Source organism: Magnetofaba australis IT-1 (assembly GCF_002109495.1).
Classification (GTDB): domain Bacteria; phylum Pseudomonadota; class Magnetococcia; order Magnetococcales; family Magnetococcaceae; genus Magnetofaba; species Magnetofaba australis.
The window spans coordinates 58,635-82,833 of the sequence record NZ_LVJN01000021.1 but is presented as its reverse complement, the minus strand read 5'-3'; the positions used below and the strand labels follow the sequence as shown (position 1 = coordinate 82,833).

At 61.4% G+C, this 24,199-nt stretch carries 20 protein-coding genes; 6 read left to right on the top strand and 14 right to left on the bottom strand.

The annotated features are described in order from the left end of the window. Positions 1-20: 20 nt before the first annotated feature. On the bottom strand, positions 21-974 hold the full coding sequence (locus MAIT1_RS19190; RefSeq protein ID WP_158089629.1) for a lysylphosphatidylglycerol synthase transmembrane domain-containing protein: 954 nt from the start codon (positions 972-974) through the stop codon (positions 21-23). Positions 975-1,054: 80 nt separating this feature from the next. After that, positions 1,055-1,810: a sugar phosphate nucleotidyltransferase gene (locus tag MAIT1_RS19185; protein WP_085446274.1), complete on the bottom strand. Its 756-nt coding sequence runs from the start codon at positions 1,808-1,810 to the stop codon at positions 1,055-1,057. 166 nt (positions 1,811-1,976) lie between these two features. Between MAIT1_RS19185 and MAIT1_RS19180 the strand changes: the two genes are divergently transcribed. Further along, complete coding sequence (locus MAIT1_RS19180; RefSeq protein ID WP_085446273.1) at positions 1,977-2,993, top strand: cytochrome-c peroxidase; 1,017 nt, start codon at positions 1,977-1,979, stop codon at positions 2,991-2,993. Continuing rightward, on the top strand, positions 2,990-5,491 hold the full coding sequence (locus tag MAIT1_RS19175) for a DAHL domain-containing protein (protein WP_085446272.1): 2,502 nt from the start codon (positions 2,990-2,992) through the stop codon (positions 5,489-5,491). The genes MAIT1_RS19180 and MAIT1_RS19175 overlap by 4 nt, the downstream gene beginning before the upstream one ends. 32 nt (positions 5,492-5,523) lie before the next feature. Here the strand turns inward: MAIT1_RS19175 and MAIT1_RS19170 are convergent, their stop codons facing one another. Further along, positions 5,524-6,648: an SGNH/GDSL hydrolase family protein gene (locus MAIT1_RS19170; protein ID WP_085446271.1), complete on the bottom strand. Its 1,125-nt coding sequence runs from the start codon at positions 6,646-6,648 to the stop codon at positions 5,524-5,526. A 9-nt stretch (positions 6,649-6,657) separates the two neighbouring features. Further along, positions 6,658-6,780, bottom strand: coding sequence for a hypothetical protein (locus MAIT1_RS22520; protein WP_275531652.1), 123 nt, complete (start codon positions 6,778-6,780; stop codon positions 6,658-6,660). Positions 6,781-7,218: 438 nt separating this feature from the next. Here MAIT1_RS22520 and MAIT1_RS19165 point away from each other — a divergent pair, with 438 nt between their 5' ends. From MAIT1_RS19165 to MAIT1_RS19155, 3 genes are all read left to right on the top strand, one after another. Beyond that, entirely contained in the window at positions 7,219-8,262 is a 1,044-nt protein-coding gene (locus MAIT1_RS19165; protein ID WP_085446270.1) for an IS110 family RNA-guided transposase, read from the top strand. A 491-nt stretch (positions 8,263-8,753) separates the two neighbouring features. Further along, complete coding sequence (locus MAIT1_RS19160; RefSeq protein WP_085446269.1) at positions 8,754-10,028, top strand: glycosyltransferase; 1,275 nt, start codon at positions 8,754-8,756, stop codon at positions 10,026-10,028. Between the two features lie 834 nt (positions 10,029-10,862). Beyond that, positions 10,863-12,896 carry a methyl-accepting chemotaxis protein gene (locus MAIT1_RS19155; protein ID WP_158089628.1) on the top strand — a complete coding sequence of 678 codons (2,034 nt, stop codon included), beginning with the start codon at positions 10,863-10,865 and terminating at the stop codon, positions 12,894-12,896. A gap of 304 nt (positions 12,897-13,200) precedes the next feature. Here the strand turns inward: MAIT1_RS19155 and MAIT1_RS19150 are convergent, their stop codons facing one another. The 8 genes from MAIT1_RS19150 to MAIT1_RS19115 all read right to left on the bottom strand — a co-directional run bounded on the left by MAIT1_RS19150 (position 13,201) and on the right by MAIT1_RS19115 (position 20,994). Further along, positions 13,201-13,518: a hypothetical protein gene (locus MAIT1_RS19150; protein WP_085446267.1), complete on the bottom strand. Its 318-nt coding sequence runs from the start codon at positions 13,516-13,518 to the stop codon at positions 13,201-13,203. 306 nt (positions 13,519-13,824) lie between these two features. Then, positions 13,825-14,886, bottom strand: coding sequence for a glycosyltransferase family 2 protein (locus tag MAIT1_RS19145; RefSeq protein WP_085446266.1), 1,062 nt, complete (start codon positions 14,884-14,886; stop codon positions 13,825-13,827). Beyond that, the gene (locus tag MAIT1_RS19140; RefSeq protein ID WP_085446265.1) at positions 14,883-16,079 is read right to left on the bottom strand and encodes a glycosyltransferase family 4 protein; all 1,197 of its coding nucleotides are present in this window, start codon (positions 16,077-16,079) and stop codon (positions 14,883-14,885) included. The genes MAIT1_RS19145 and MAIT1_RS19140 overlap by 4 nt, the downstream gene beginning before the upstream one ends. A 550-nt stretch (positions 16,080-16,629) precedes the next feature. Then, the gene (gene dksA / locus MAIT1_RS19135; RefSeq protein WP_085446264.1) at positions 16,630-17,091 is read right to left on the bottom strand and encodes an RNA polymerase-binding protein DksA; all 462 of its coding nucleotides are present in this window, start codon (positions 17,089-17,091) and stop codon (positions 16,630-16,632) included. Between the two features lie 172 nt (positions 17,092-17,263). Continuing rightward, the gene (locus MAIT1_RS19130) at positions 17,264-18,679 is read right to left on the bottom strand and encodes an FAD-binding oxidoreductase (RefSeq protein ID WP_241893520.1); all 1,416 of its coding nucleotides are present in this window, start codon (positions 18,677-18,679) and stop codon (positions 17,264-17,266) included. Continuing rightward, positions 18,676-19,326, bottom strand: a complete 651-nt coding sequence (locus MAIT1_RS19125; protein WP_158089627.1) for a BON domain-containing protein — start codon at positions 19,324-19,326, stop codon at positions 18,676-18,678. Before MAIT1_RS19125 ends, MAIT1_RS19130 begins: the two co-directional genes overlap by 4 nt. Positions 19,327-19,355: 29 nt before the next feature. Further along, positions 19,356-19,739 (bottom strand): YraN family protein, encoded by a 384-nt coding sequence (locus tag MAIT1_RS19120; protein WP_085446262.1) that lies wholly within the window; start codon positions 19,737-19,739, stop codon positions 19,356-19,358. Between the two features lie 385 nt (positions 19,740-20,124). Then, positions 20,125-20,994, bottom strand: coding sequence for a hypothetical protein (locus MAIT1_RS19115; protein WP_143814962.1), 870 nt, complete (start codon positions 20,992-20,994; stop codon positions 20,125-20,127). A gap of 246 nt (positions 20,995-21,240) precedes the next feature. On the opposite strand from MAIT1_RS19115, the gene MAIT1_RS19110 reads away from it, so the two are divergent. Further along, positions 21,241-22,470 (top strand): hypothetical protein, encoded by a 1,230-nt coding sequence (locus MAIT1_RS19110; protein ID WP_085446260.1) that lies wholly within the window; start codon positions 21,241-21,243, stop codon positions 22,468-22,470. A 26-nt stretch (positions 22,471-22,496) separates the two neighbouring features. On the opposite strand, the gene MAIT1_RS19105 is transcribed toward MAIT1_RS19110, so the two are convergent. Together MAIT1_RS19105 and MAIT1_RS19100 are read right to left on the bottom strand one after the other, a co-directional pair. After that, complete coding sequence (locus tag MAIT1_RS19105; protein WP_085446259.1) at positions 22,497-23,246, bottom strand: ankyrin repeat domain-containing protein; 750 nt, start codon at positions 23,244-23,246, stop codon at positions 22,497-22,499. Between the two features lie 18 nt (positions 23,247-23,264). After that, complete coding sequence (locus MAIT1_RS19100; RefSeq protein ID WP_158089626.1) at positions 23,265-23,981, bottom strand: ankyrin repeat domain-containing protein; 717 nt, start codon at positions 23,979-23,981, stop codon at positions 23,265-23,267. Positions 23,982-24,199: the final 218 nt, after the last annotated feature.

Genomic DNA, 24,199 nt, shown 5'->3' with positions numbered 1-24,199 from the left:
TCAAGCGCAAAGCCGTTGCGTCAGGCAGACATGGACTTGCCGGGAGTCCACCCCAGCCCACCAAGCGCAGACTGGCTCAACTGAATGGCGTAGACCCCCAGGCAGGTGAGCAGAATCGCCTCGGGGGCGGCGGCGGGACCGCTCCAGAGGGTCAGCGCGGTGAGTTCGGCGAAACCGCGCCCATGCACGGTGATGGGCAGCACGATGGCGATCATGATGGCGGGGACGCCCAGCAGGCAGTCGCTCCAGGTGAGGGGAACGCCGAAGCCGCGCCCCGCAGCCCAGTAGACGCCGCAGGCGATGACCACGAACAGCAGCGCCACCAGGCCCGATTGCAGCAAGACACGCCGATTGCGCCCCACATCGCGCAGGGCGTCGCCGAAGCGCGCGCCGTGCTCGGCGATGCGTCCGCGCCACCCCTCCGGTTCACTCCAGCGCTCGGCCATGCGCAGCATGCGCAGCAGAAACCACACCCCGCCGCTGAGTCCCGCCACCGCCAGCAGCCACAGCGCCCAGGCCCCCCACGAGCCCAGCGCCGACGCCAGCTTTTGACTCTGCGTCAGCAGCAGCGCCGCCATCAATGTGAGCAGAATCGCCGCAAGTCCTTGCAGGCGCATGGCCACCAGCGAGGCGGCCACGTGATGACGCTTCTCCGGCGCCGCCGCCGCCAGTCGCACGGCGTCGCTGCCCATGCGGCCCGGGGTGAAGATATCGAAGAAGGTGGCTTTGACGTGCAGGCGCAGAATGCGTCCCCAGGGCCAATTGCCGCCGTCGGAAGCCAGCAACATGCGCCAGCGCACCCCCTGCAGCAGAATGGTCACGGCATTGATCAGGAAAGCGACGCCCAGCCACGCGGGGTCGGCCTGACGCGCGATGGAGTACATGCGGCCCCAATCCACCCACAGCGCCAGGGCGCCGAGGATCAGCACGGGAATCACGCCGCGCCACCGTTTGATCTGTCCGCTTAGACTCACGCCTGACCCGTCTGTCTGGGGAATATGCGAATGGAGACGACATCATGGCACGCACACGACGCCGCTGCCAGTGACGCCCGTTACGGCGCGTCGAGATAACCCAGTCGTTGCGCCAGTGTCGCCGGGTCTTCAATCAGCGGGCGCTGGGGCGGCAGTGTCTGCGCATAGCGCACAGCGTTCGCGCAACCGGAGTCGCTGGCGGCGTCAAACCACATGCACTGGTGTGGTAGGGTCTGCACATGCAGCCGATCGCGGCGCAGATAGGCGCGTTGAATATCGATCAGGGTCGCGCCCTCGGCGTTGTGGCGGGCCAGATGCTTGGCGATGTCGATCACCTCATTATCATAGAAGCCGATGCCGGTGATCACACGCTCATGGGCGGTGGGCGCACGCTGTTCCAGGCCCCTGGCGACGCCGTCGGCGTCGTAGCGGACGACGGTTTGCGGCGAGGCGTCCACAGTGGGGTGGGCGAACAGGCGTGCGCCCGCGCGCAGTTTGGCGGCTGTGCGCAATGCGTTGTCGAGGCTTGGGCCGTGGAGAATATCTCCGCCGCCGATCAGGCACACCGAATCGGCGCAGCCGAGAAAGCGTTCGGCGGTGAGAAACGCCCGCCCAGTGCTCTGTGTGGGCCCCTGTTCCGCATAGGTGAGTGTGACGCCCCACTGGGCGCCGTCGCCCAAGCGTTCTGCATACACCATCTGCTCTGCGGATGAGGCGATGAGCAGAATGTGGCGGATCCCCGCCTGCATCAGCGTCCCCAGCGGCGCGTGGATCAGCGGCGCGCCGAACGCAGTGGCAAGCGCATCGCAGCGCGACGCTATTATGATTCCCTTCATTCCTCCTCCTCCTCAGCCGAAAATCATCGCAGAGCAGTCGCATCTTTTCGGGATATTCCATTTACTCTTTGGTCAAGTGTGAGCAGACGGTGTCCGGCGTTTGACAGCTGTTGTATGAAGGTCGCATACTGGACGTCGCATAGGGGCATCGCAAGCGGAGGACGTCATGGTGTGGCGGGGGCATCGATTAGGCTTGGCGCTGAGCGTCGCGCTGTACTGCGTCGTGTTTGCCCCGTTTGGCGTCTTGGCGCAACCTCTTGGCGCGCAGGCGCCCAGCGGATGGGACCCCTACCTGAACCCTCTGCAACCCCTTCCCAGCGTCAAAAGTCTGCAGATTAATCGTGAAAAAGCGGAACTGGGCGGCTTTCTGTTCCATGATCTGCGCCTATCGCGCGACGACACCATCTCCTGCGCTACCTGTCATCCGTTGAATCAAGGCGGCGTGGATCAGGAGGCGGTCTCCACCGGCGTGGGGGGGCGCCAGGGCGGCGTCAATGCCCCCACCGTCCTCAATAGCGGGCTCAATTTCCGGCAGTTCTGGGACGGGCGCGCGCGCGATCTGTTCGAACAAGCCGCCGGGCCAGTGCACAATCCGGTGGAGATGGACACCAATTGGCGTGAGGTCGCCGCCAAGTTGCAGCGCGACGCCGAGGTCAAACAGCGGTTCGACAAACTCTACGCCGACGGCGTGACCGGCGCCAACATCCAGGACGCTATCGCCGCGTTTGAAAAAACCCTGCTTACCCCCAGCCCGTTTGACCGCTTTATGCGCGGCGATCCCAATGCGCTGAACGCCGATCAGAAGCACGGCTATGCGCTGTTTATCTCTTTGGGCTGCGCCTCCTGCCATCAGGGGCGCAATATCGGCGGCAACGCCTTCCAGAAGTTCGGCGTGTTTGGCGACTATCTCAAAGAGCGCGGCGGGCCCATTACCCAAGCGGATTTGGGCCGCTACAACGTCACCGGTCGCGAACGCGATCGTGGGCGCTTCAAAATCCCCTCTTTGCGCAATGTGGCGTTGACCCCGCCCTATTTCCACGACGGCTCTGTGGCCACACTGAATGAGGCGGTGCGCATCATGGCGCAATACCAATTGGGACGGCGCATCTCGGACCAGGAAATTACGTTTATCGTCGCCTTTCTCAGCGCCTTGAGCGGCGAACTGCCGGAGCCGCGCCGATGATGCGGCGCTATCGCGCATACCTCACGCCAGCACTGTTGGTGCTGTCAGCCATCGCTATGGGGATGTTGGCGTTCCATACCGGCTATGACCGCCACCTGCATGAAGAGAATCTGGAGATGATGCGCTCCATTGAGCGCTTTGACGTGCAGCTCAATCGTGATTTGGCGCTCTCCCGACAAGGCACGCTGGCCAATTTTGATCCCCTCAATCACGCTTTGGCGGGAATGCAACAGCAGGTTGGGCTGCTGCAGGGCCGGTTCTCCTCTTTGCAGAACCGCGCGGGAGCCCGCGCGGTGCTGGAGCGCATGCGCGTGAAGTTGGCGCGCAAGGAGTCGTTGGTGTTCGACTTCAATGCGGACCTGGCGATTCTGCGCAACTCCCTGACTTACTTTCCCCGTGCGTTGGAGGGCCTGCATACGGCGCTGCACGATGATGTCGCGATGCTCAAACAGCGTCATCTGGATGTCGCCATGACCGATCTGCTGCATGCGGTGATGGTGGCCGCGCAGCCAGGCGTATTGGAAATTGAGGGGCCGCTGGATATCCAGGAGCTGGTGGGGCGCCTGCGTCGCTTAGGCAAGGATCTCCAGCAGCAAGAGCGCGTTGATCTGGAGCATATCCTACGTCACGCCGAGGTGATCAGCCGCTACAAACCGCTGGTGGAGGGCGCGCTGACCGAAGCGCTCTCCATTGGCCTGGATACGGACACCGATCAACTGCGCAGCTTTGAAGTGAAGCATTACAACGAACTGGTGATGCAGACCGATGCGTTGCGCCGGTTTCTGTTCCTGGTGGGGCTGGCGGTGTTGGGGTTTGGTCTGTTCACCTGGCTGCGGCTGCAACGCAGCGCCCAGGAGTTGACGCGCAGCCATCAGGATTTGGCCGAGAGCCACGAACAGTTGGAGGAGGAGGCCAAGCGGCGCTGGAGCTTGTATGAAGAGATGCGCAAGTTGGCCTTTGCCGTGGAACAGAGCCCGGTCTCGGTGGTGATCACCGATCCCCATGGGGTCATTGAGTATGTCAACTCCCGCTGCTGCCGCTCCACCGGCTACGCTCGGCATGAGATGATTGGTCAGACCCCGGCCATGCTCAAATCGGGCGATACCGACAACAATGCGTACAAACGGTTGTGGGCGGAGATCTCCGCCGGGCGCGAGTGGAAGGGCGAATTTCATAACAAACGCAAAGATGGCGCGCTCTATTGGGAGTCGGCCTCCATTGCGCCGGTGATCAACGATCAGGGCGCCATCACCCACTTTGTGGCGGTGAAGGAGGATGTGACCGAGCGCAAACGGCTGGAGGCGGAGCGCGAGCAGGATCGGCTGGCGCTGCAGCGGGCCAAGGAGGAGGCGGAGGCGGCGGTGCGCGCCAAGAGCGACTTCCTGGCCATGATGAGCCATGAGATCCGCACCCCCATGAACGCCATTTTGGGCATGATCGAACTGCTCAAGGAGGCGCGTTCTGCAGAAGAGAGCGAAGCCTATCTGGAGGTGCAACAGCGCGCTGGCGAGGCGCTGCTGACCATCATCGACGATATTTTGGAGCTTTCGCGCCTGGAGGCGGGCGTCGATGAGGTGACCCTCAGCCCGTTCGACTTGATGGATCTGTGTCGCTCGGTGGTAAGTCTGGTGGAGCGTTCGGCGCAGGCCAAAGGGCTCACCTTGGCGGTGGCGCTGGATCCGACCATGGGGCCCTGGTGGGTGGGCGATGCGCGGCGCATTCGTCAGGTGTTGATCAACCTGATGGGCAATGCGGTCAAATTCACCGCCAGCGGCAATGTCTGCTTGAGCGCCGCACCCAGGGCTGAAGGCGGTGTGACGTTGAGCGTGGAGGATACCGGCATCGGCATCCCACAGGCGCATCTGGCGCGGATTTTCGACAGCTTCCACCAAGTGGATTCGAGTTCTGCGCGTAAGCATGGCGGCAGCGGTCTGGGGCTGGCCATCTCCCGGCGGCAGATGGAGTTGATGGGCGGCGAGATCACGGTGCAGAGCGAAAGCGGCAAGGGCACGCGGTTTGATCTCTTCCTGCCATTGAGCGAAGCGCCGCGCGAGGCGATGCTCGACGCCGCGTCCGAAGCGCCCTCTGCGGCGCCGGAGGAGGTCAAACCTCTGCGGATTCTGTTGGTGGAGGATTCGCCGGACAACGCGCTGCTGATTCAATCCTACCTGAAGAACACCGAGCACCAACTGAGCCTGGCGGAGAATGGCGCCGAGGCGGTGGAGGCGACTCAGGGCGCCGGACCGTTTGACCTGATTCTCATGGATATGCAGATGCCGGTGATGGATGGCTACGAGGCCACGCGCCGCATTCGCGCCCATGAGGCGCAGAGCAGCGCGCCGCGCACGCGCATCGTGGCGCTCACCGCTCACGCTCTGCAGGATGATCGCGACAAATGTCTGAGCATGGGCTGTGATGATTATCTGACCAAGCCGATCCGCAAGCAGACGCTGCTGGAGGCGGTAAAGGGCGGCATCGAACTCTCCGCCCAGGCGTGATTGGCCGCCGCGCTGGCGAAGGGCCTGTGGCGCTATAACAGGGGGGTGAGCGCGCTCTCCAGCGTCTGGGCGACGAGGGCGTTGCCGGCATCGCCCATGTGGGCGGGGTCGACGAAAAGTTGGCGCGCCACCGCAGAGAAATCCACCGAGCAGTCCACAGCGGCGTACTTCTCCTGCGCAACCCCCGCCGGGGTCGGCGCATTCAACTCTGTCCAGGCGGCGTCAAACACCCCATTCATGAAGGGGAAGAAACCTGCGCGCGAGGCGCGGTACTCGCGCAGAATCAACGCCTCCATCGGCGCAGGCGGTTTTTCGCCGCGTCCCAACATCGGTTGCAACGCAGCCACATAGGGGATGCCCAGTCCCGCCAGCATGGCGCGCAGACGGTGGCTCAGACGGCCCATGTGCGCGCCGCCGCGTTGGGCGCGTTGACGTTCGGCGTCGGCCAGATGGTCCGGGTCGATGGGTGCGCTGGGGGCGGGGCTCTCCTGGCCCGCTTCACGCCAGGCGCGATTGACCGCTTGCAGGCGCTTGATGACGGCGTCAAAGCTCCGGTAACGCGCCTGTAGCGCTTGGATCAGCACCAATTTGATAAAGGCTTGGTGCGAGCCGGTCTGCATGGCGCGCAGCATGGCGCCAAACTCATTTTGCAGCGGTTCACCCGGGGCGTGACCTTTGTAGAGGCTGTGGGCGTCGTTGTAACCCGCCAGGCAGATCACCGCATGGGGTTGATAATGCTCCAAGGCGATGTGGTGCAGCATGATGGCGTGTTGCGCCATGACATGGCCGCCGACGCCCAGGTTGTACACCTCGACCGGACGCTGCGCGCCGAGGGATTGCCGCAGTCGCTTCTCCAGCAGAGCGGAGATGGTGGTTCCGTTGCTGGGCGCGTAGCTGCCAAAGGCGACGCTGCCGCCCAGCAGGGCGATGCGCAACGCCTCAGGGTTGGGATTCTCGCGGGCGCGCAGTCCGAGGCTGTTGATGGTGAGCAGCGCGTTGTCATCATACGCCCCGCCGGCAGCGTCCAACATGTTGGCCAGATAGGGGTGTTGGCGCCAGAGGCGGCGACCGCCAAATGCGTAAGTTCCGGAGAGAATGTCGTCGTGATACTGGTCAAAAGCGTCGCGCACGCGCGCTTGCAGAGAGGGAGCGGTCATGGAGTTCCCTCACCACATGGGGTAGATATCTTCTGGAGCTTTACCGTCGCCATCCTTTTTCCCTTTTGATTTGGCGGGAGATTTGCCGAACAGGGCCATCAGGGCGGCGATCAATTTTTTCAGAAAACGCATCGATGCTCTTTCCAGAAAAGGGCGAGGGCGGAATCCCTGATTATCCTGCCGGGGAGGAAAAGGTGTCAACCCATGGGGCGCTGATTTCCCCTTTGCGGCGTGATAACATGCGCGCCTGCCGCACTCGACTCTATATAGCCGCTTGGAACCAGAATGACACAAATCCAAAGCGCTCAATGTTTGCATGACACTGGTTGGTCTTGCGCTGACTATGGGGCACATTTCCAATGGAAATTTGGCGGGATTGATTCGGGCCATCCATGGCCCTCACCCTGCGGGCTCGCTGCGCGAGTCCGATTTGGCAATCCTGCCAAATCGTCATAGGGTCTGTGACCCTTAAGCGGGTGTAATGGAATGGTCCGCTCCGCTACCCAAACGGCCTCGCAATGGGCCAAGATGGTGGTGTGTTTTTCCATCTAAACGGAGTCGGAGCGGACCATGAGCAATCATATCGAAAACGGACAGGTACGGGTACTGGGGATTGATCTGGGCAAGAGCGTGTTTCAGTTGCATGGCGTCGATGCGAGCGGCAAAAGCGTTCTCAAGAAGCGACTGAAACGAGACGAGCTCCTGGAGTACATGGCGCAACTGCCGCCGTGCCTGGTGGGGATGGAAGCCAGTAGCGGCGCCCACCATTGGGCGCGGAAATTTCAGGGATATGGGCATGAAGTGCGTTTGATGGCGCCGCAATATGTGAAGCCCTACGTGAAGCGGCACAAGAACGACAGCGTGGACGCTGAGGCGATATGTGAAGCGGTACAGCGTCCGAATATGCGTTTTGTGGGGATCAAAAGCGTTGCCCAGCAAGAAATTCTAGCGTTGCATCGGGTGCGCAGTCTGGCGGTGAAGAACCGCACGGCGTTGGTGAACCAGATTCGCGGACTGCTTGCCGAGTATGAGATTGTCTTTCCCAAGAGCATCAAACAGGCGCGGCGGGCGATTGTGCTGATTTTGAGTGATGAGAGCTCGGAAATGAGCGCCAATTTTCGCGTAATTCTGGAGGATGAGCGCGATGAGCTGGCGCATTTGGATGAGCGCATCGGCAAATATGAGCGTGAGATTGAGGCGCTGGCCAAGGCGGAGCCGCAGTGTCGATTGCTGATGACGATCCCGGGAGTGGGACCGATCACGGCGACGGCGCTGTTGGCGTCGGTGGGGGATGTGCGGGCGTTTAAGAATGGCCGGGAGCTGTCGGCATGGATAGGGTTGGTTCCCAATCAGCACTCCACAGGGGGCAAGGCGTGGCTGACGGGGATCAGCAAGCGGGGAAACGGTTATCTTCGCACCCTGTTGATTCATGGGGCGCGGGCGGCGTTGCGCGTGTGTGAAAACAAGCCGGATCGCCGCAGCCAGTGGGCAGTGTCGGTGTCGGAACGTCGCGGCGCAAATAGAGCGGTGGTGGCGCTGGCCAACCGCATGGCGCGCAGCGCGTGGGCGATGCTGGTGAAGCAGGAGGCCTATGGGGCCAGCGCCGCTGTGTAGAGAGAGCGCAATACAACTCTAAAAGAAAAACAGGCCGATAAGGAAAGAGAAAGAGATCCCACCAGCCAGGTTGCGAGAGAGAGTCGAGATTGATGGCGTGAAACGGCATAGCCCTGCGTGGTCAAGAACCTGTTTCGCCCAAGGGCCCATAGAGGCCGAGGGTGTGTTGAGGAGGGCCACGCGCAAATTCCATCAGGGCCAGAGGGCGACAAGCCCCTCATCAACAGGCCGGATACATGGGCGCGACTAAGCCTCACACATCAGTGGACATTTTCTCTTGCCGTGGCGGAGCGGACCATACATGGGCGGAGCCCACGATTTGGCAGGAGCGCCAAATCGGACTCGCGCAGCGAGCCCGAAGGGTGAGGGCCATGGATGGCCCGAATCACGGTTTGGATTTTGATGTTGGGAGCTCGAGGGCGGAGCCCTCGATATCTTTCAGCGCCCATATGTGCACTTTTGAATGCTAGCGACTATATGGAACAGAACTTATGAACGCTGCCCCGACCCGCGTGCTGTTTGTCAGCAGTGACGCCGCTCTTCAGGATCTGGAGTTCATCCTGCCGGTGATTTATGAGTACGCGCGCGCTGGGAGCCAAGTGGAGTTGCTGATTCTGCATGCGCCGCGCATGCAGCACCAACAGTTCTTTGTGCAGTTGGCCGAGCGCATCGCCGATCGCGTGTTGTATGGCTGGCGGGCGTTCGATCCGATGCCCGAGTTCCTGCTTAACCGCCTGTATGATGATCAATTCCTGACGGCGCCGCGTAATCTGTTGGGCCGTGTGTATGAGAATCTGGCGCACCCGTTGGCGCTGCGCAGCGGGTTGAGCGGCTGGCGCCGCAGAGGTCTGCAAGCGGCGCTCAAGCGGTGGATGCAGGGCGCGCATGCGGTGTTTCAGAGTCACAAGCCTGAGCCCAAAACGCCCTATAACCCGGTGATGCTGATCGACGCCGCCGCGCGCGAGGCGGGCGCGCCTTTAGTGGGGTATCCGGTGGCGGTGTCGGCGTTTCACGGCGCCATCGCCGAGCGCATCGCCGACTATGATCTGACTGTGCTGATTGCGCCAGAGCAGGCGGAAGCGTTCGCCGCGCAGCGGGGGTTGGGGGTGCTGGCGGGCGGCGCGCCCAAGTTTGAAGCCGCCTGGCGCGCCCGCGTCAATGCCGAATGGGACGCCTTTGTGGGGGAGGATAAACCGCACATTCCGCCCGGCAAGCGCGTCATCCTCATCGCCATGAAAAACGACACCTCCTTCCTATTCAACCACATGGACTTTCAGCAGGTGAACCGGGAGATGGTGGAGTCGCTGCGCGGCCCGGATGTATTCCTGGTGCTCAAACCGCATCCGCGACAGAGCATGGAGCAGGTGCGCGCGGTGATGGCGGGGATTCCCGCCGAGGAGTACCTGATCGACTTTGCCCCGCTCACCTACTGGTGCGCCCGCGCCGATGAGGTGGTGACGCTGTTTTCCGGCGCGGCGGTGGATGGGTTGGCCGAAGGGCGGCCGCCGACCCTCTATTGGCCCATGTGCGACGCCTATCGCGACGCCATGGCCGATGGCCGCATCCCGGGGTTCTACACCAGCGCCGACTCTGATGGCCGTATTCAGTGTCAGTTTGACGCCTATGCGCGGGTGGTGACCGAAGCTCCGCTCATGCTGGAGCCGGTGGATCCGGCGCCCTATGTGGCCGCCTTTACCCACACCTTCAACCCGGAGGGCTCCGCCGCGCGCATTCGTTTGGCGGTGGAGGCTCTGCCTCGCCCCTGAGTTTGTCTCTCTATAGTCGCTTGAATTCAGAATGACACAAATCCAAACACGCAATGTTTGCGTGACGTAGGCCCGGCTTGCGCTGACTATTGGCCGTCGACTGGTCGGCGGCGGGGTCTGGGGGCTGCGCCCCCAGCGGGTGTGGGCGGAGCCCACGGTGTGGCTGTTGATCTTGGGAGCTCGAGGGCATAGCCCTCGATATCTTCCAGCGCCCATATGTTCACTTTTGGATGCTAGCGACTATATATATTGCGTCGACCAATGACGTTGCGTCCGCGGCGTCCCGCGTTTTCTTCCGCTCTGTTGACCCCTGCGAATCTCCGCGCCATCGCGCCCGTCTCTTGATGCGGCGTCCCTTCTCTGTGAACCGATCCCGTCAGTTTGAGATGCGCCCTGAGACCGCACGGGAGGGTGTTGCAAAATGCAACGGCAGCTTGTTACGTTTTGATAAAATTGGCGGTATTGGTGCTGGTGTTTATGCCATATTTACATCCTGTAATAGTTAGGCATGCCCCATAATTGTCTTTTCATGTGTTTATAAATCACTGATTAATGTATTTAATATTTCCTGTTATGGCGACGGTTGACAGGGGAATAAACTGTATTTGTACAAGCAAGACACAAACGATTACGATTATTGTCGATTTATTCTATGTGATATGCTTTCCTGAAGTGCATGACATTTACGTGCTAAAAATTAATTTTGCTTCCAATAGGCTGGATGAATCTCCTTGATGGCGGTCCACCGTCGATTCGTCCGATGAACATGGCCCTCATGGCAGGCGTCAGCACACCCTGTGCGCTGACGCTATGGAAGTAATGAAGGAGCACGCAATGCAACTGGCGCTGAATCAACTCTCCCTGCGCGCCCGCTTGGGCGTCATCATCATCCTGGCGGCGCTGTTCATGGCGTTGACAGGAGTGCTGTTGGTCTACTCCAAACAGACGCGCATGTATGAAGATCGGCACGATTTCGTCAAGAAAGAGGTGCAGGTCGCTTATAGTCTTCTGGAGCACTTCCACGCCCGGGAGCAGGCCGGGGAGATGAGCGCGCAAGAGGCGCAGGCGCAAGCCAAGGCCATGGTCAAGGCGCTGCGCTATGACGGCGGCAACTACTTCTGGATCAACGATACCGGTCCGGTGATGATCATGCATCCGCTCAAGCCGCAACTGGATGGGCGCGATCTGTCCCAGGTCAAGGATCCGGCTGGCAAGCAGTTGTTTAACGCCATGGTTGAGGTGGTCAAGAACCAGGACGGCGCCGGCTTTGTGGACTATCAATGGACCAAACCCAATGAGGATGTCCCCTCGCCGAAGATCTCCCACGTCAAACTCTTCAAACCCTGGGGCTGGATTGTCGGCTCGGGCATCTATCTGGATGACGTGGGCGCCATCATTCGCGCTGACGCGGTTAAGGCGGCGGTGACCATTGTGGTGTTGATTGTCATGACGCTGCTGCTGGCGTTGATGGTCAGTCGTTCGATTTTGCGCTCCATGGGGTGCGAGTTGGAGACCCTCTCCACCATCGCCGCATATGTGGCCAAAGGCGACCTCACTCTGGGCGCCGACAGCGGCGCGTTATCAACCAAAGGCGCGCCCGGATGTATCAAGAATGTGATGTTGGAGATGGTCGCCTCCTTGCGCAATCTCGCCCAGGAGATGAATGGCCAGGGGCGGGAGATGAATGGGTTGTCCAGCAATCTGCTCAATGTTTCCGATGAGTTCGCCCGCGGCGCCAGCAATATGCGGGAGATGGCCGAGGCGGCTTGCGCCGCATCCAAAGACGTCAATGCGCGCATGCGCGAAGCCAATGAAGCGGTGGAGAGCGGCAACCAGAATCTTCAGCATATCAGTGAAGCGATCTCCGCCATGAATCAGGACATCAGCGCCATTTCGGCGGCTATCGAACAGGTGGATACGGGGTTGGCGCAGGTGGCGCAGGCGGTCAGCCAGGTGGATCAGGCGCTGGAGAGCAATCACGAGGGGACCACGCAGAACTTGCGTGCGGTGGGTACGGTGCGCGAGGCGGTGCAGGAGATGGAGACGGCGGTGCGCGAGATGCGCAAACGCTGCGCCAGCGCCAGCCAAGACACCGAACAGGCGGCGGCGCGCGCCAAATCCACCAATGATCTGGCAGGCACGCTGGAGCGCTCGGCGCAGGCCATCAATCAGGTGGTGGGGCTGATCAACGACATCGCCGATCAGACCAACATGCTGGCGCTCAACGCCTCCATCGAGGCCGCTGGGGCCGGTGAGTCCGGCAAGGGCTTCGCGGTGGTGGCCAATGAGGTCAAAGGGCTGGCGCAACAGACCGCCGAAGCCACCGCCACCATCGCCGACCAAGTCAACGCCATCCAGAGCGGCTCCACTCAGACCGCCCAAGCGAGCCGCGACATGGGTTCTCAGATCGACCGCATCCATGAGGAGAACGCAGGTATTCTGGAGCTGGCCGATGATCAGGAGGGGGTGCTCAAGAATGTCTCCGACGCCATGGAGCAGACCTCTGCGATCACTCAACGGGTGCAGGGCGCCATGGGCGATCTATCGCAGCAGATGAGCGAAGCGACGCGCTCCATCGGCGAGATCTCCCAGGGCATGAGCGAAGTGGCCGGGCGGGTCTCCGAGAGCAGCGAAGGGGTGCGCAACGTTACCGGGCAGGTGTCGGAGGCGGCCAAGCACCAGAGTGAAGTCTCCGAGCGGGTGGACATGGCTTCGGAGATTACCACTCGCATGGCCAAATCCATGAGCGATATCGGCGAGGCCACCAAGGGGTTTGAAAATCTTTCCCAGCAGGTGCGCCGCCACGCCCAGGAGCTGGCCGACAACAGCGGCAAGCTTACGCAGATGTTGCAGCGCTTTACCGTCTAGGGCGCGGCTGGCGTTATACTCAAGCGAATTCAAAATTGGCCATTGGCGGTATTGGCGAGGGAAGATATCGAGGGCTCTGCCCTCGAGCTCCCAAGATCAACTACCACACCGTGGGGCGCTGCCCCACGCCCCGCTGGGGGCGCAGCCCCCAGACCCCGCCGCCGACCAGTCGGCGGCCAATAGTCAGCGCAAGCTCAGTCTGTGTCACGCAAACATTGGCTATTCTGCGCAGTTTTGGATAACGAGAAGAAAAAAAGCCGGGACTCCGTCCCGGCTTTTCTATAGCGCCTGTGCGGCGAGAGGGTTATTTGTCGGTGGTGGTGGTTGCAGCCGGTGTAGTCGGCCAGGCATAGGGATAGCCGCCGTAGTAGGGGTAGCCGCCCCAGGCCGGATAGCCGTAACCGTAGCCCGGATAGCCGCCGTAGCCCCAGCCGGGGTAGCCGCCCCAGCCCGGATAACCGCCCCAACCGCCCGGATAACCCCAGCCCGGGCCGCCCCAACCTGGGCCGCCCCAGTCCCAGGGATCAAACGGTCCCCAGAAGGCGTCGGAGTCTTGCGCCGTGATCAGCGCGCCCGCGCCCAGCAGCGCGGCGATGGCCAGAATTTTCAGGCTCTTTTTCATCTTCTTTCTCCTTCACGATGGTCCAGCAAAGTGAAATGAAAACGATCCAGAGGAAGCGGCGCGCCGTTATTCTCTCGGCTTAGCCTCTTCCAACACAGCGGCGCGTCGTTCCGGGCGCGAAACCAGCTTGTCCGCTGTGTTGCATCCCCCGATTCTCCCGACGGGGAAAATCTAACAAAATTGCAACAAAAAGTTACGTTTACAGGGTGATACAGTGTTTACTGATATTCTGCCAACAGTGCGCCAAAGGGTCAAGCATCGGTTGTGGCGCAGGACTATTTTTTCAGAAAATAGGGGGGATCGCAATCAATTCGAATGGGTCGGTGGAGTGGGGCGATCGCGGCGCAGGCGACGCTGCAGATCGGCGCGCGCGGCGCCGCCATGCAGACGGATGGCGCGGGGCAGCAGGCCATTGAACAGCGCCCGACCCAGCGCCGGGCCGGGGATGGCGCGCAGCAGTTTGGCCGCCACAAAACGGCGCGCCGCCGCGCAGCTCTCATATGGATCGCGTGCGCGCTGCTGGGCCACAAACGCCGCCAGCAGATCCAACAACATCAGGGCGTCGGCTTGAGCATCGGCGCTATCCAGCGGCGGCGGGCAGTTCATCAATTCGCGCAGACGCTTGAGTTGCGCCGAATCCAACCTGCGCTGCGGGGCCAAGCGTTGCAGATTCGTCGTGCTGATGGCCTCGGCGGTCTGCTGCTGCTCCTGTTTGCGCGCGGCGCTCACGCGCTGATTGTGCACCCGGTGTTCACACACAACCTTCGCCAGATTGGCCAAGCGTGCGTGGCGTTGCAGCTGGCTCCACAGGGCGTAGTCCTGCGCGGTGTGAAACGCCGGGTCATAGCGGATCGGCGCATCGTCGAGACGCGCGCGAAAGGTCATGGCGCTATGGAAGAAGGGGTTATGGAACAGCATCAGCCAGGCGATCTCATCATCACTGCGGGGCAGGGCGCGGCGCTCCATAGGGCGTCCCGCCTCATCAATGAGCTGGCAATCGCCGCCCACCGCCACCGCGTCAGGGTGGGCGTCCAAATAGGCCACCTGCTGCGCTAGACGCGTGGGCAGCATGCGGTCATCGGCGTCCAGGCGCGCAATGTAGGCCCCTTGGGCGGCGTCCAGACCCACATTCAGGGCGTGGGTGAGGCCGCCATTTTGCGGCAGGGTGAGGATGCGCGCGCGCGGTTCGCGCTGGGCGAATGCGTGCAGAATCTCTGCGGTGCCGTCGGTGGAGCCGTCGTCCACCACCACGCACTCCCACTGCGCAAAATCGCGTTGCTGCGCCACGCTCTGCAACGCTTCAGTCAGGTGCGCCTGGGCGTTGTAGGCGGCCATGAGCACCGTGACGCGGGGGCGCGCATTGCTCATCCGCTTGCGCGCTTGCGCGGGGTTGCGGCGGGGTCGGAGAGGGCGTGGCCCGCCGGATTGTGGAAGTGGCGTCGCGCCAGCTCCTTGAGCAGGGTCAACTCCTGCTCGGTCACCCGTTTGAGGGTGACGTTCTCCATCACGTAGCGGCGCGCAGACAACGCCAATTTATCGCGCAGGGCGCTGCTCTCCAGCAGGCTGCGCGTCGCTTCGGCGATCTGGCTGGGCTCGTGGCCGCACAGCAGACCATTCTCGCCGGAGGTGATGACGCCGCGAATGCCCGGGGCGTTGCCGCCAATCACCGGGCGGCCGCAGGACATCGCCTCCAGCAGCGCTTTGGGGTGGCCCTCATAGTGGGAGGGCATGATGAACAGGGTGGCGCGCAGGATGTGATGCGGCAGTTCTGCGTGATTGACGCGGCCCAGGAAGCGGGCGTTGATCCCCTCCTGTTGCGCCAACGCCTCCAGCTCCGCGCGCAGCGGGCCATCGCCGATCAGGTGCAACTCGGCGTTGAGGTTTTTGAACGCCAGCAGCAGATTGCGCACGTTCTTCTGTTCGTCGAGACGTCCCACAAACAGCGCGCGCGGGGTTCCCGGCGCCGGGCTGTCGCCGTCTGGAGCGAAGCGTTCGCACTCCACATAGTTGGGGATGACGCGAATTTTCTCGGGCTCGACCCCATACAGGGTGGTCAGGTCGTCGGCCATGTCGCGGGTGGTGACCACGCAGCGGTCGGCGCCGTTGAACACCCGGTGCTCCAGGATGGCGGCGCGGGCGGCGGGCAGGGTGTGGAAGCCCTGTTTGCGTTTGGCGAAGTCGGCGTAGGCGTAACCGGCGCGGGCGATGAAGGGTTTGCGCGCGCTTTTGGCCAGGGTCAGGGCGATGTCGGCGCCGTTGGTTTGATTGCTCTTGAAGATGGTTTTGCCGCGTCGCCAGGGGCGCCACAAGCCGTTGAGAAACTGCGCATAGCGCCAGGTGGGCAGGCGCCAGCGGTTGTAGACGATGTCGAACTCCGGCAGCAGCCGTTTGAAGCGGGCGTCCTCGCCATGGCCATGGGTGATCAGGGTGATGCGGCCCAGGTTCGGGCGCAGGGCGCGATAGAGCGCCAGCTCCCGCTCCAGCATGCCGCCCTCTTCCCACTGGGTGAGGGAGACGCCGCGGGTGAACAGCAGCGTCAAGTGGACCGAAGAGAGCTCCATGGGCGTATGGCGTTCCTCTATGCTGAATACAGTTTGCGCGGGCGGAAGATGAGACGCTGCCCCGTTATTTTACTCAGACGGTTGAATCCCCGCCAATCATATCGCCATGCGAAATCAGAACTGCACAGAACAGCCACTGTTTGCGTGACGCTGGCCTGGCTTGCGCTGACTATTGGCCGCCGACTGGTCGGCGGCGGGGGCTGGGGGCCGCGCCCCCAGCGGGTGTGGGCGGAGCCCACGATTTGGCAGGAACGCCAAATCGGACTCGCGCAGCGAGCCCGCAGGGTGAGGGCCATGGATGGCCCGAATCACGGTTTGGTTGTTGATCTTGGGAGCTCGAGGGCATCGCCCTCGATATCTTTCAGCGCCCATCTGTTCACTTTTGAATGCTAGCGACTATATAGCGTGACGACATAACGCTGAGCCGCAAAAAATTATAGCGCAGCAGGGAGCAAAAAACACGGCTGCGCGCCAACGCAAAACGCCCCGGCAGCGAACTGCCGGGGCGTCTGGTTACCACAGAGCCGCCGCGCCGAACGCGGCCGGGGGATCAATCCTCGTCGTCGTCGTCCTCATTGCGACGGGTCTTCTCCATCTGCTCTTCTTTGGTCTTACAATCGATGCACAGATCGGTGACCGGGCGCGCCTCCAGACGACGCAGGCCGATCTCCACGCCACAGGCGTCGCAGAAGCCGTATTCGTCAGCCTTGATCACCTCGATGGTGCGGTCGATCTTGTTCACCAGTTTGCGTTCGCGATCCCGGGTGCGCAGCTCGAAGTTGCGATCGGTCTCCAGCGTGGCGCGGTCGGTGGGGTCGGCGAACACCGCCTTCTCTTCGCCCATCACATGCACGGTCTTGTCCGCGTCCTGCAGGAGCTGCTGTTTCCACTCCAGCAACAGCATGCGGAAATAGGCGCGCTGCGTGGGGTTCATGTACTCCTCGTCGTCAGACGGCTTGTACCCTTCCGGCAGTTGGATCTCTTCAATCTTCACGGCGGTCGCGTCACTCATGGTGATGTGTCCCTCTCAATCGCTCCGAACGCACGCTCAGTCTGGCTTGTTAGCAGCACAGACAACGTCCGGAACGCGCAAAATTCGACATGACGTATCGCACACAATCCGGCGATATTACGTCAATTGCGGCCTGGAATACAGGATCAATATGGCCCGATATGTTGAAAGATTATACCACGCTATGGGGCCGGGGTCTGGGATCTTCGGAAAAAATCTTGCCGGGGTTGAGAATTCCGTTGGGATCGAACAGCTGCTTGATCCGACGCTGCCAATCCCATGCCGGAACTCCGGTCTGCCAGGTCAGGTAGTCGCGCTTCATGGCGCCCACGCCGTGCTCGCCGGTGAGCGACCCCTCCAGGCGCGTGACCAGGGCGAATAGCTGATCCAGCGCCGGGGCGATCTTCTCGGTCTGCGCCGGGTCGGCGGGATCCACCAGGAAGTTGACGTGGATATTGCCATCGCCCGCATGGCCGAAGTTGGCGCAGGGCAGCTCCCAGCGCGCGGCGATCTGCGCTACGCCGTCAAACAGGGCGGGCAGTTGCGACACCGGCACGACGATATCTTCATTGACCCGTTTGGGAGAGAGCTTTTTCAGCGCCGGCGAGAGTTTATAACGCGCCTCCCAGGCGCGTTTGGCTTCCTGCTCATCGGCAGCGACGAACAGCTCCAGCGGATTGTGCGCCAGCAGTTGATCGCGCAGCGCGTCGGCTTGCAGGGCGCAGCTCTGGGCGTCGCCCGCCGCCTGCGCCAGCAGCAGCGCGCGGGCGCCCTCGGGAATCGCCATGCCCGCCTCGCGCAGCAGATCCAGGCAGGCGGCGTCCATGATCTCCAATGCGCCGGGGGCTTCGCCGCTGGCCATGATGGCCGACACCGCTTGCGCAGCGGCGTCCACCGAGGCGAACGCGGCGCGCATCAGACGCTCATGGGTGGGTTTAGGCGCCAGCTTGAGGGTGGCGCGGGTGATGATCCCCAGCGTGCCTTCGGAACCCACCAGCAGACTGGTGAGATCGAAACCGGCCACATCCTTGGCCGCGCGCGAGCCGGTGTGAATCAGCGAGCCGTCGGCCAGCGCCGCCTCCAGGCTCAGGGTCCAGTTGCGCGCGCCGCCATAGCGCAGGGAGTTGGGGCCCGCCGCGCCCATGGCCAGATTGCCGCCAATGGAGCAGGCCCGCGCCGAGGAGGGGGCGGGGGGCCAGAACAGACCATGTTCGCCCGCCGCCTGTTGCAATGTGGCGTTGATCACGCCGGGCTCCACCACCGCCACGCGGTCGGCGGGGTCCACGTCCACTATGCGGGTCATGCGTTGGGTGGAGAGGATTACGCCGCCGTGCAGCGCCAGGGCGCCGCCGACGTTGCCGGTGCCCGCGCCGCGCGGGGTCACCGGTACGTTATGTTGCGCGCAGCAGGCCAGCGCCGCCGCCACGCCTGCGGCATCCACCGCCAGCGCCGCCGCTTGCGGGCGCATGCGCACGCCGGTGTTGTCCCAGGCGTAGGCCTCCAGCGCGGCGGCGTCGGTCAGCAACTCGCCCGCGCCCAGAGCGGCGCGCAGTTGATTCAGAAATTCAGGGCTCAGAGGGGTTGTCACAAGACGTCGCTGCTCACCGTATCGGGTTCGGGATTCTGCTCCGGCATGGTCGGCGACACCGGATAGTCGCTGGGCACCACTTCAATGTACGACACCACCTCTTTGACGCCGGGGGTGATGCTGGCCAGTCGCTCGGCGCGTTGGCGCTCGGCCTGGGAGTCGGCCAGACCGGTCAGATAGACCACCTGGTTGACCGTATCCACATGGATGTCCAGTCCGCGCACGTGCTCGTCGCCGAAGATGCGCGCCTTCACCTGGGCGCTGATCCAGGCGTCGTGGGCGATATCCTTGGCGCTGACGTATTGGACTTTCAGCTCATTATAGACGTGTTTGACGCCGGTGACCGATTGCGCCAGGCGCACCGCTTCGCTCACTTCCGCCTCGGTCTCGGCGGTGCCCATGAGCAGCACTTTGCCGCGATAGACGCGGAAACTCACATTGCCCCACTTCACCGACTCGCTGCGCACAAACAGGGTGTTGAGTTTGGCGTCGATCCAGGCGTCATCCACCACGCTCATGGCGCCGCGCCGCTCCGCCGCCGCGCCGGTCACCGCCGCGCCGCCGCCCAGCAACAGCGGCGCGCAGCCGCTCAAACCCAGCGCCAGCGCAATGCCCATTCCCATGCTCCACGGGCGTGTGCGTTTCATGCTGCTCTCCCTCATTGGGGGTTCATCTTTTACCATCCCGGGCGGAAAGCGTCTTCGATGATCTCCACCCGCCAGTGGATGCCGTCGCGCGCCACCAGGGCGGCGTCAAAGCGGCAATCCAGCGTCATCAACTGGGGATGTTGCAAGCGCCATGCCTCCGCCAATTGCGCCAGACGCGCCTGTTTGCGCGCATCGATGGCGTCGGCGGGGGCGCCCGCGCTGTGGCTGCGTCGGGTTTTGACTTCGCAGAATATCAGAACGTCGCCGTCACGCGCCACCAAGTCCAATTCGCCATAGCGGGTGCGGGCGTTGCGGGCGATGATCTCACAGCCGCGTCGGCGATAGGCGCGGGCGGCTATCTGTTCGCCCAAGGCGCCCAGAGCGCGACGGCCTAAACTCGGTTTCTGTGTCATGCCGCCTCAATAGAGTGAGTCAAAACCAGAACTGCACAGAACGGCCAATGTTTGCGTGACGCAGGTGAAGCTTGCGCTGTCTGACTGGCCGCCGACTGGTCGGCGGCGGGGTCTGGGGTCCGCGACCCCAGCGGCCAAAGGTGTGCAATCCAGGGCGGCGCCCCACGATTCGGCAGGATTGCCGAATCGGACTCGCGCAGCGAGCCCGAAGGGTGAAGGCCATGGATGGCCTGAATCACGGTTTGGTTTTTGATCTTAGGGGAGTTTGAGGGCGCAGCCCTCAACATCTTCTTGCTTCACATGTCTCATTCTGTTCTGCGGCTTCTATACAAAGAGGGCCGATGCAGAGGCATCGGCCCTCGATGGTCACATCGGTGCGCTGGACTTACTTGGCCATGGCGCGCAGCGAATCCAGAATCGCGTCGGGCGCCGAGGAGATCTCCATAAAGGTGCCCATGCCCAATTCGGGGAAGCTCTGGGCGATGCGGAATTTGCCGTGCAGCGCCAGCACTTTGCCGCCATTGACCAGCACCTCCATGGGCAGGTGCGCGGTGTGCGCGGGCGAGCCCTTGTCGATGATGTTCATGATCTTCTCGTCGCCGCCGTCGCCGCTGGACAGACCGACGCCGAACAGGGTCTGATCCGGGGTCACGTCCACACGGAACACTTTGCTGGTTCCGCCCGCGCCGCTGGCCAGACCCTTCTCCACCGCCGCCACCGCCGCGGCGTGGTCGCCATGGTCGGCCAGAGTCTCCTGGTCGGTGAAGTTGGGCATGAACATCATGTACTGATAGCGGCGCACGCGATCCACATCCAGACCGTCATAAGAGCCGAAGCCCTTTTGCGCGCCGATGGCCGCAGCCAGTTTGTCGGCCAACGCTTTGCCGCCCGGCTCCATGCGGTAGATGTTCTCCACCCACACCGGGTTGTTGTAAGCCACTTCCACGCCGCCGTCGATCTCGGTCACGCTGACGCGGATCACCGCACCATAGCCGCCGTTCTCCGACTTGGCCGCCCACTGCTTCTGCGCGTCGCTGGTGATGGCCATCACATGGGCCCCGGCATAGGGGGTGTAGGCCCCGGCGATCTCAAATCCCGCCCCTTCCAACGCTTTGCGCGTCTTCTCAGTGGCGGAGGCCAGATCACTCCCGGCGGAAGCGCCGAGGATGTATGGCATGATCAACACTTCGGCTGCCTGCGCCGCCGTGGCGCCCAGCAGCATCGCCGCAAACGCCATCACTCGTAAAATCCCCATCGCATCCTCTCCAAGAGCAAGCGGCGTTATAAAATACGCCAAAGTTATGTGAATTGGCGACTAGGATTGCCGCCTTAATCACGCAGTTTAACAAAGTGTGACCGCTTTGGAAAAAACAAAATGTTTTTGGGGAATATCAGAGCGTTTTGGGGAGAGAATAAAATCAAATAGGTATTGCTGCAACATGATATTATATGGATTTCACTGTGGCCGCAGCCACGCAACCCTCTATTTGGAGAATGAACGATGTGGAAACACCCCCCAGGATTGAGTTGGAGCGATATTCAGGAGGACCCGGAGCGACGCGCCGAAGCCGAACAGATCTACGTGGATGTGCGGGGCCCGGTCCTGGCGGAGAAGATCACCCACCCCGGCGCGCAGCGCATGACGCGCGGCAATCTCAACGCCCGCTATGAGTTCCAGTCGGAGAACATGGTGGATCCAGACGCTTGGAATCAGGTCGCCGCGCAGTTGACGCAGCGGGCGTCCGCTGACGGTACGGTATCCATGGGCTTTGAGGGACAGGAGGCGAGCCCCAGAGGATGGGCGCAGCGCGATGATGACGGCATCTCCTTGCGCCACACTGATGAGCCCATGGCGCCGGTGGCGCCGTGGGACGCCACCCCCGTCGGCGGATTTGAAAAGCCGCCAGTCAACGTAGCGCGTCCGGCCTCGCCCCCGGTGTTGCCGCCCTCGGTTTCGACCGATGCTCCGGGACCGATGGGGGGCGCGCCGACGCCGCAACCCCCTGGCGTGACCTCTGCGCCCATCAAACCGCCGCCGCTGCCGTTTCAGCACTCCCCGGCAACGCCCCCTGCCGCGCCGGGGCCCCTGGCGCAACCGGGGATCAATCCTGGCGCGCCATCTCCCGCAGGGGGGCATCCCCATTCGCCGCAGGGGGGCAATGCATTCGGCGCACAGCCCTTATCCCCTCCACAACAGCAGTCCGAAGAAAATCCCTATGCGGGCGTGGGGCCGATCTTTCGCGGCGCTGGGCCGCTCTCAGGAGGTCCTGACCCGGTGATTGAAGACCCCTTCCGGCCAATTAAAGAGGTTCCGTTTGTCAATCCCCCTGCGCCCATTGGTCCGCCTACGGCGCAGGGGAGCGCGCAAGTCATCAAGCCGCCAGTGAATCCCGATCCGCCGCCAGTGCAACAACGCAATACGTGGAGCGACACGGCGCCCATGAAGGCGGCGCAGGCTGTGAACAAAGAGTTCAGCAGTCGCGCCACCGGTAGCGTCTCCGTTCCTGGAGAGCGTTGGAAAGGCGGCGTGCCCGGGTATGCGCTCTCATCCAGCGCCCCACGTTGGATGAATATCGACGTGCAGAAGGAGTTACAGCAGGGTAGGCATCCGCAAAAAGATCGCGACCGTGACGGCCGCAAGCAGCAGGGAAACGGCGGGGGAGGAATGGAGGAGTGTAATCCCACTTGGGATTACCAATGCCAGAATCATGGAAGGAGATTTAAACAATAATGATGTCTGGAGGCGGGTTGATCTGCTCAATGAAGAACAACCTGCCTCCACTCTGGCCCAAATATTTGTTTGAGCAGGTTGGCCATGGCGGGTGATTCATCAAAGTTAATAAATTTGAGATTTCCAGTGATACGCAGAGGTTTGTTCTGAATTTGGCTAAATCGCCATAATGTTTCGACAGCTTGGATATTGCCAGCATCAATTGCGACAATGATTGGAGTCTCTAAAAATTTGAGTCTTGGTTGGTTAATATCCGCCCCCGCTTCGATGAGGGCTTCAAGCGCTTGGGCGCTCTGCGCGTGATGTTTTGATATTGCCGCCATATGAATGGGATAGAATCCATCAACACCCTCATCCCAATCCTCCATAATAGGCATGGCCATGTCGATTTTTGCGCCATGATTTAGGAGTAACCGAATCATGTCCGCATTGGCGCTGTATGCTGCGACTAGGAGCGGTGTCGCCCCTTTACGTGTGCGGTGATTTGAATCAGCACCGAATTTGAGCAGGGACTTGACGATATCAAGTTTTCCTTCAGAAACAGCGATATCCATTAAGGAGAGATTTGCGTTATTGACACCATTGATATTGATAGGGTTGCTGTTGAGATAGTGTTTGAGCGCTTTCAGATCACCGGATTTGATCATGTTATACGGTTCTTCGGAGAGGAACCCTTGGGCAGCGCAAGGAATGGAAACAAAAATCGGCAAACAACCAAAAAGGATTGTCTTTGTGAGCTCTTTGCGCTTCAATACTTCCCATCTCATCGGCAACATAACGTATCACTTTTTAGACTAATTTGGGCGTTGGTCGGATTTGGCAGCCAACCACATCTCAATGATCTGCATGCGTTTGGGATCACTGGACTCTATCGCTGCCTGCCGAATTCTGTTCATGTTGACTTCAAGTGCGTGTTGGCGGCTTTGGCTCACCAAAGCGATGAGGCGTTGAATGGCTTCGACAGGGCCATAACGGATGGCGATTTCCAAAGGGGATTGGCCATATCCGAGCCGCTTTTGATTGAGATCTGCGCCGAGTTCAGTGAGTAATCGCAACACGTCATGACCATACTCGGAAATACAGGCCAAATGAATGGGATAGAATCCATCCAGGCTTTCTGTTTTTTCTTCGACTAAGGGCATGGCGATATCAAGGCGCGCCCCATGATTCACCAAGATCTTGATGATTTGTGGTTTGGAAAAATAGGCGGCGACATGAAGTGGCGTTTGCCCTTTCCAGGTGCGTCGGTTTGGGTCAGCCCCTTTACTCAATAAAAGCTCTACAATCTCTGTTTGCCCTTGTTCAATGGCAATATCCATGAGTGAGTGATTATAAATATCGACGTCAGTGAGCAGAGCTGGCTGGCGTTGGAGAGAGGCGGTGAGGTCTGCAGTATTGCCGACGCGAGCAAACGCTATCGGCGCCTCGGGCAGAAAGGCGTGCGCCTGACCGCACGATAGCCCCAGAGTCGCCGTGCAGATCCTGATTAACCACCGTTTAAAAACATGCATAGATCTCATCCAAACAGGGGAAGCTTTTGGCGTATATCGACGGAAGCGCTGTGCTATTAAAATTCCAAATCATCTCAGATAATCTTCTATGAGGGCGTATTAGCAAGGCTTCAAACTTTGTCGCTTGTTTTTTCCACAAGGGCTCCGTGAGCAGTCACAGAACTGCGCATTTTCCCGTTTTCTGGCAGAATTTATAGTCGCTTGAATTCAGAATGACA

Excerpts from the sequence above, each read along its gene's own strand:
- MAIT1_RS19185 (WP_085446274.1), bottom strand. The coding sequence starts at position 1,810 with ATGAAGGGAATCATAATAGCGTCGCGCTGCGATGCGCTTGCCACTGCG.
- MAIT1_RS19180 (WP_085446273.1), top strand. The coding sequence starts at position 1,977 with ATGGTGTGGCGGGGGCATCGATTAGGCTTGGCGCTGAGCGTCGCGCTG.
- MAIT1_RS19175 (WP_085446272.1), top strand. The coding sequence starts at position 2,990 with ATGATGCGGCGCTATCGCGCATACCTCACGCCAGCACTGTTGGTGCTG.
- MAIT1_RS19170 (WP_085446271.1), bottom strand. The coding sequence starts at position 6,648 with ATGACCGCTCCCTCTCTGCAAGCGCGCGTGCGCGACGCTTTTGACCAG.
- MAIT1_RS22520 (WP_275531652.1), bottom strand. The coding sequence starts at position 6,780 with ATGCGTTTTCTGAAAAAATTGATCGCCGCCCTGATGGCCCTGTTCGGC.
- MAIT1_RS19165 (WP_085446270.1), top strand. The coding sequence starts at position 7,219 with ATGAGCAATCATATCGAAAACGGACAGGTACGGGTACTGGGGATTGAT.
- MAIT1_RS19160 (WP_085446269.1), top strand. The coding sequence starts at position 8,754 with ATGAACGCTGCCCCGACCCGCGTGCTGTTTGTCAGCAGTGACGCCGCT.
- MAIT1_RS19155 (WP_158089628.1), top strand. The coding sequence starts at position 10,863 with ATGCAACTGGCGCTGAATCAACTCTCCCTGCGCGCCCGCTTGGGCGTC.
- MAIT1_RS19150 (WP_085446267.1), bottom strand. The coding sequence starts at position 13,518 with ATGAAAAAGAGCCTGAAAATTCTGGCCATCGCCGCGCTGCTGGGCGCG.
- MAIT1_RS19145 (WP_085446266.1), bottom strand. The coding sequence starts at position 14,886 with ATGAGCAATGCGCGCCCCCGCGTCACGGTGCTCATGGCCGCCTACAAC.
- MAIT1_RS19140 (WP_085446265.1), bottom strand. The coding sequence starts at position 16,079 with ATGGAGCTCTCTTCGGTCCACTTGACGCTGCTGTTCACCCGCGGCGTC.
- dksA (WP_085446264.1), bottom strand. The coding sequence starts at position 17,091 with ATGAGTGACGCGACCGCCGTGAAGATTGAAGAGATCCAACTGCCGGAA.
- MAIT1_RS19125 (WP_158089627.1), bottom strand. The coding sequence starts at position 19,326 with ATGAAACGCACACGCCCGTGGAGCATGGGAATGGGCATTGCGCTGGCG.
- MAIT1_RS19120 (WP_085446262.1), bottom strand. The coding sequence starts at position 19,739 with ATGACACAGAAACCGAGTTTAGGCCGTCGCGCTCTGGGCGCCTTGGGC.
- MAIT1_RS19115 (WP_143814962.1), bottom strand. The coding sequence starts at position 20,994 with ATGGGGATTTTACGAGTGATGGCGTTTGCGGCGATGCTGCTGGGCGCC.
- MAIT1_RS19110 (WP_085446260.1), top strand. The coding sequence starts at position 21,241 with ATGTGGAAACACCCCCCAGGATTGAGTTGGAGCGATATTCAGGAGGAC.
- MAIT1_RS19105 (WP_085446259.1), bottom strand. The coding sequence starts at position 23,246 with ATGTTGCCGATGAGATGGGAAGTATTGAAGCGCAAAGAGCTCACAAAG.
- MAIT1_RS19100 (WP_158089626.1), bottom strand. The coding sequence starts at position 23,981 with ATGCATGTTTTTAAACGGTGGTTAATCAGGATCTGCACGGCGACTCTG.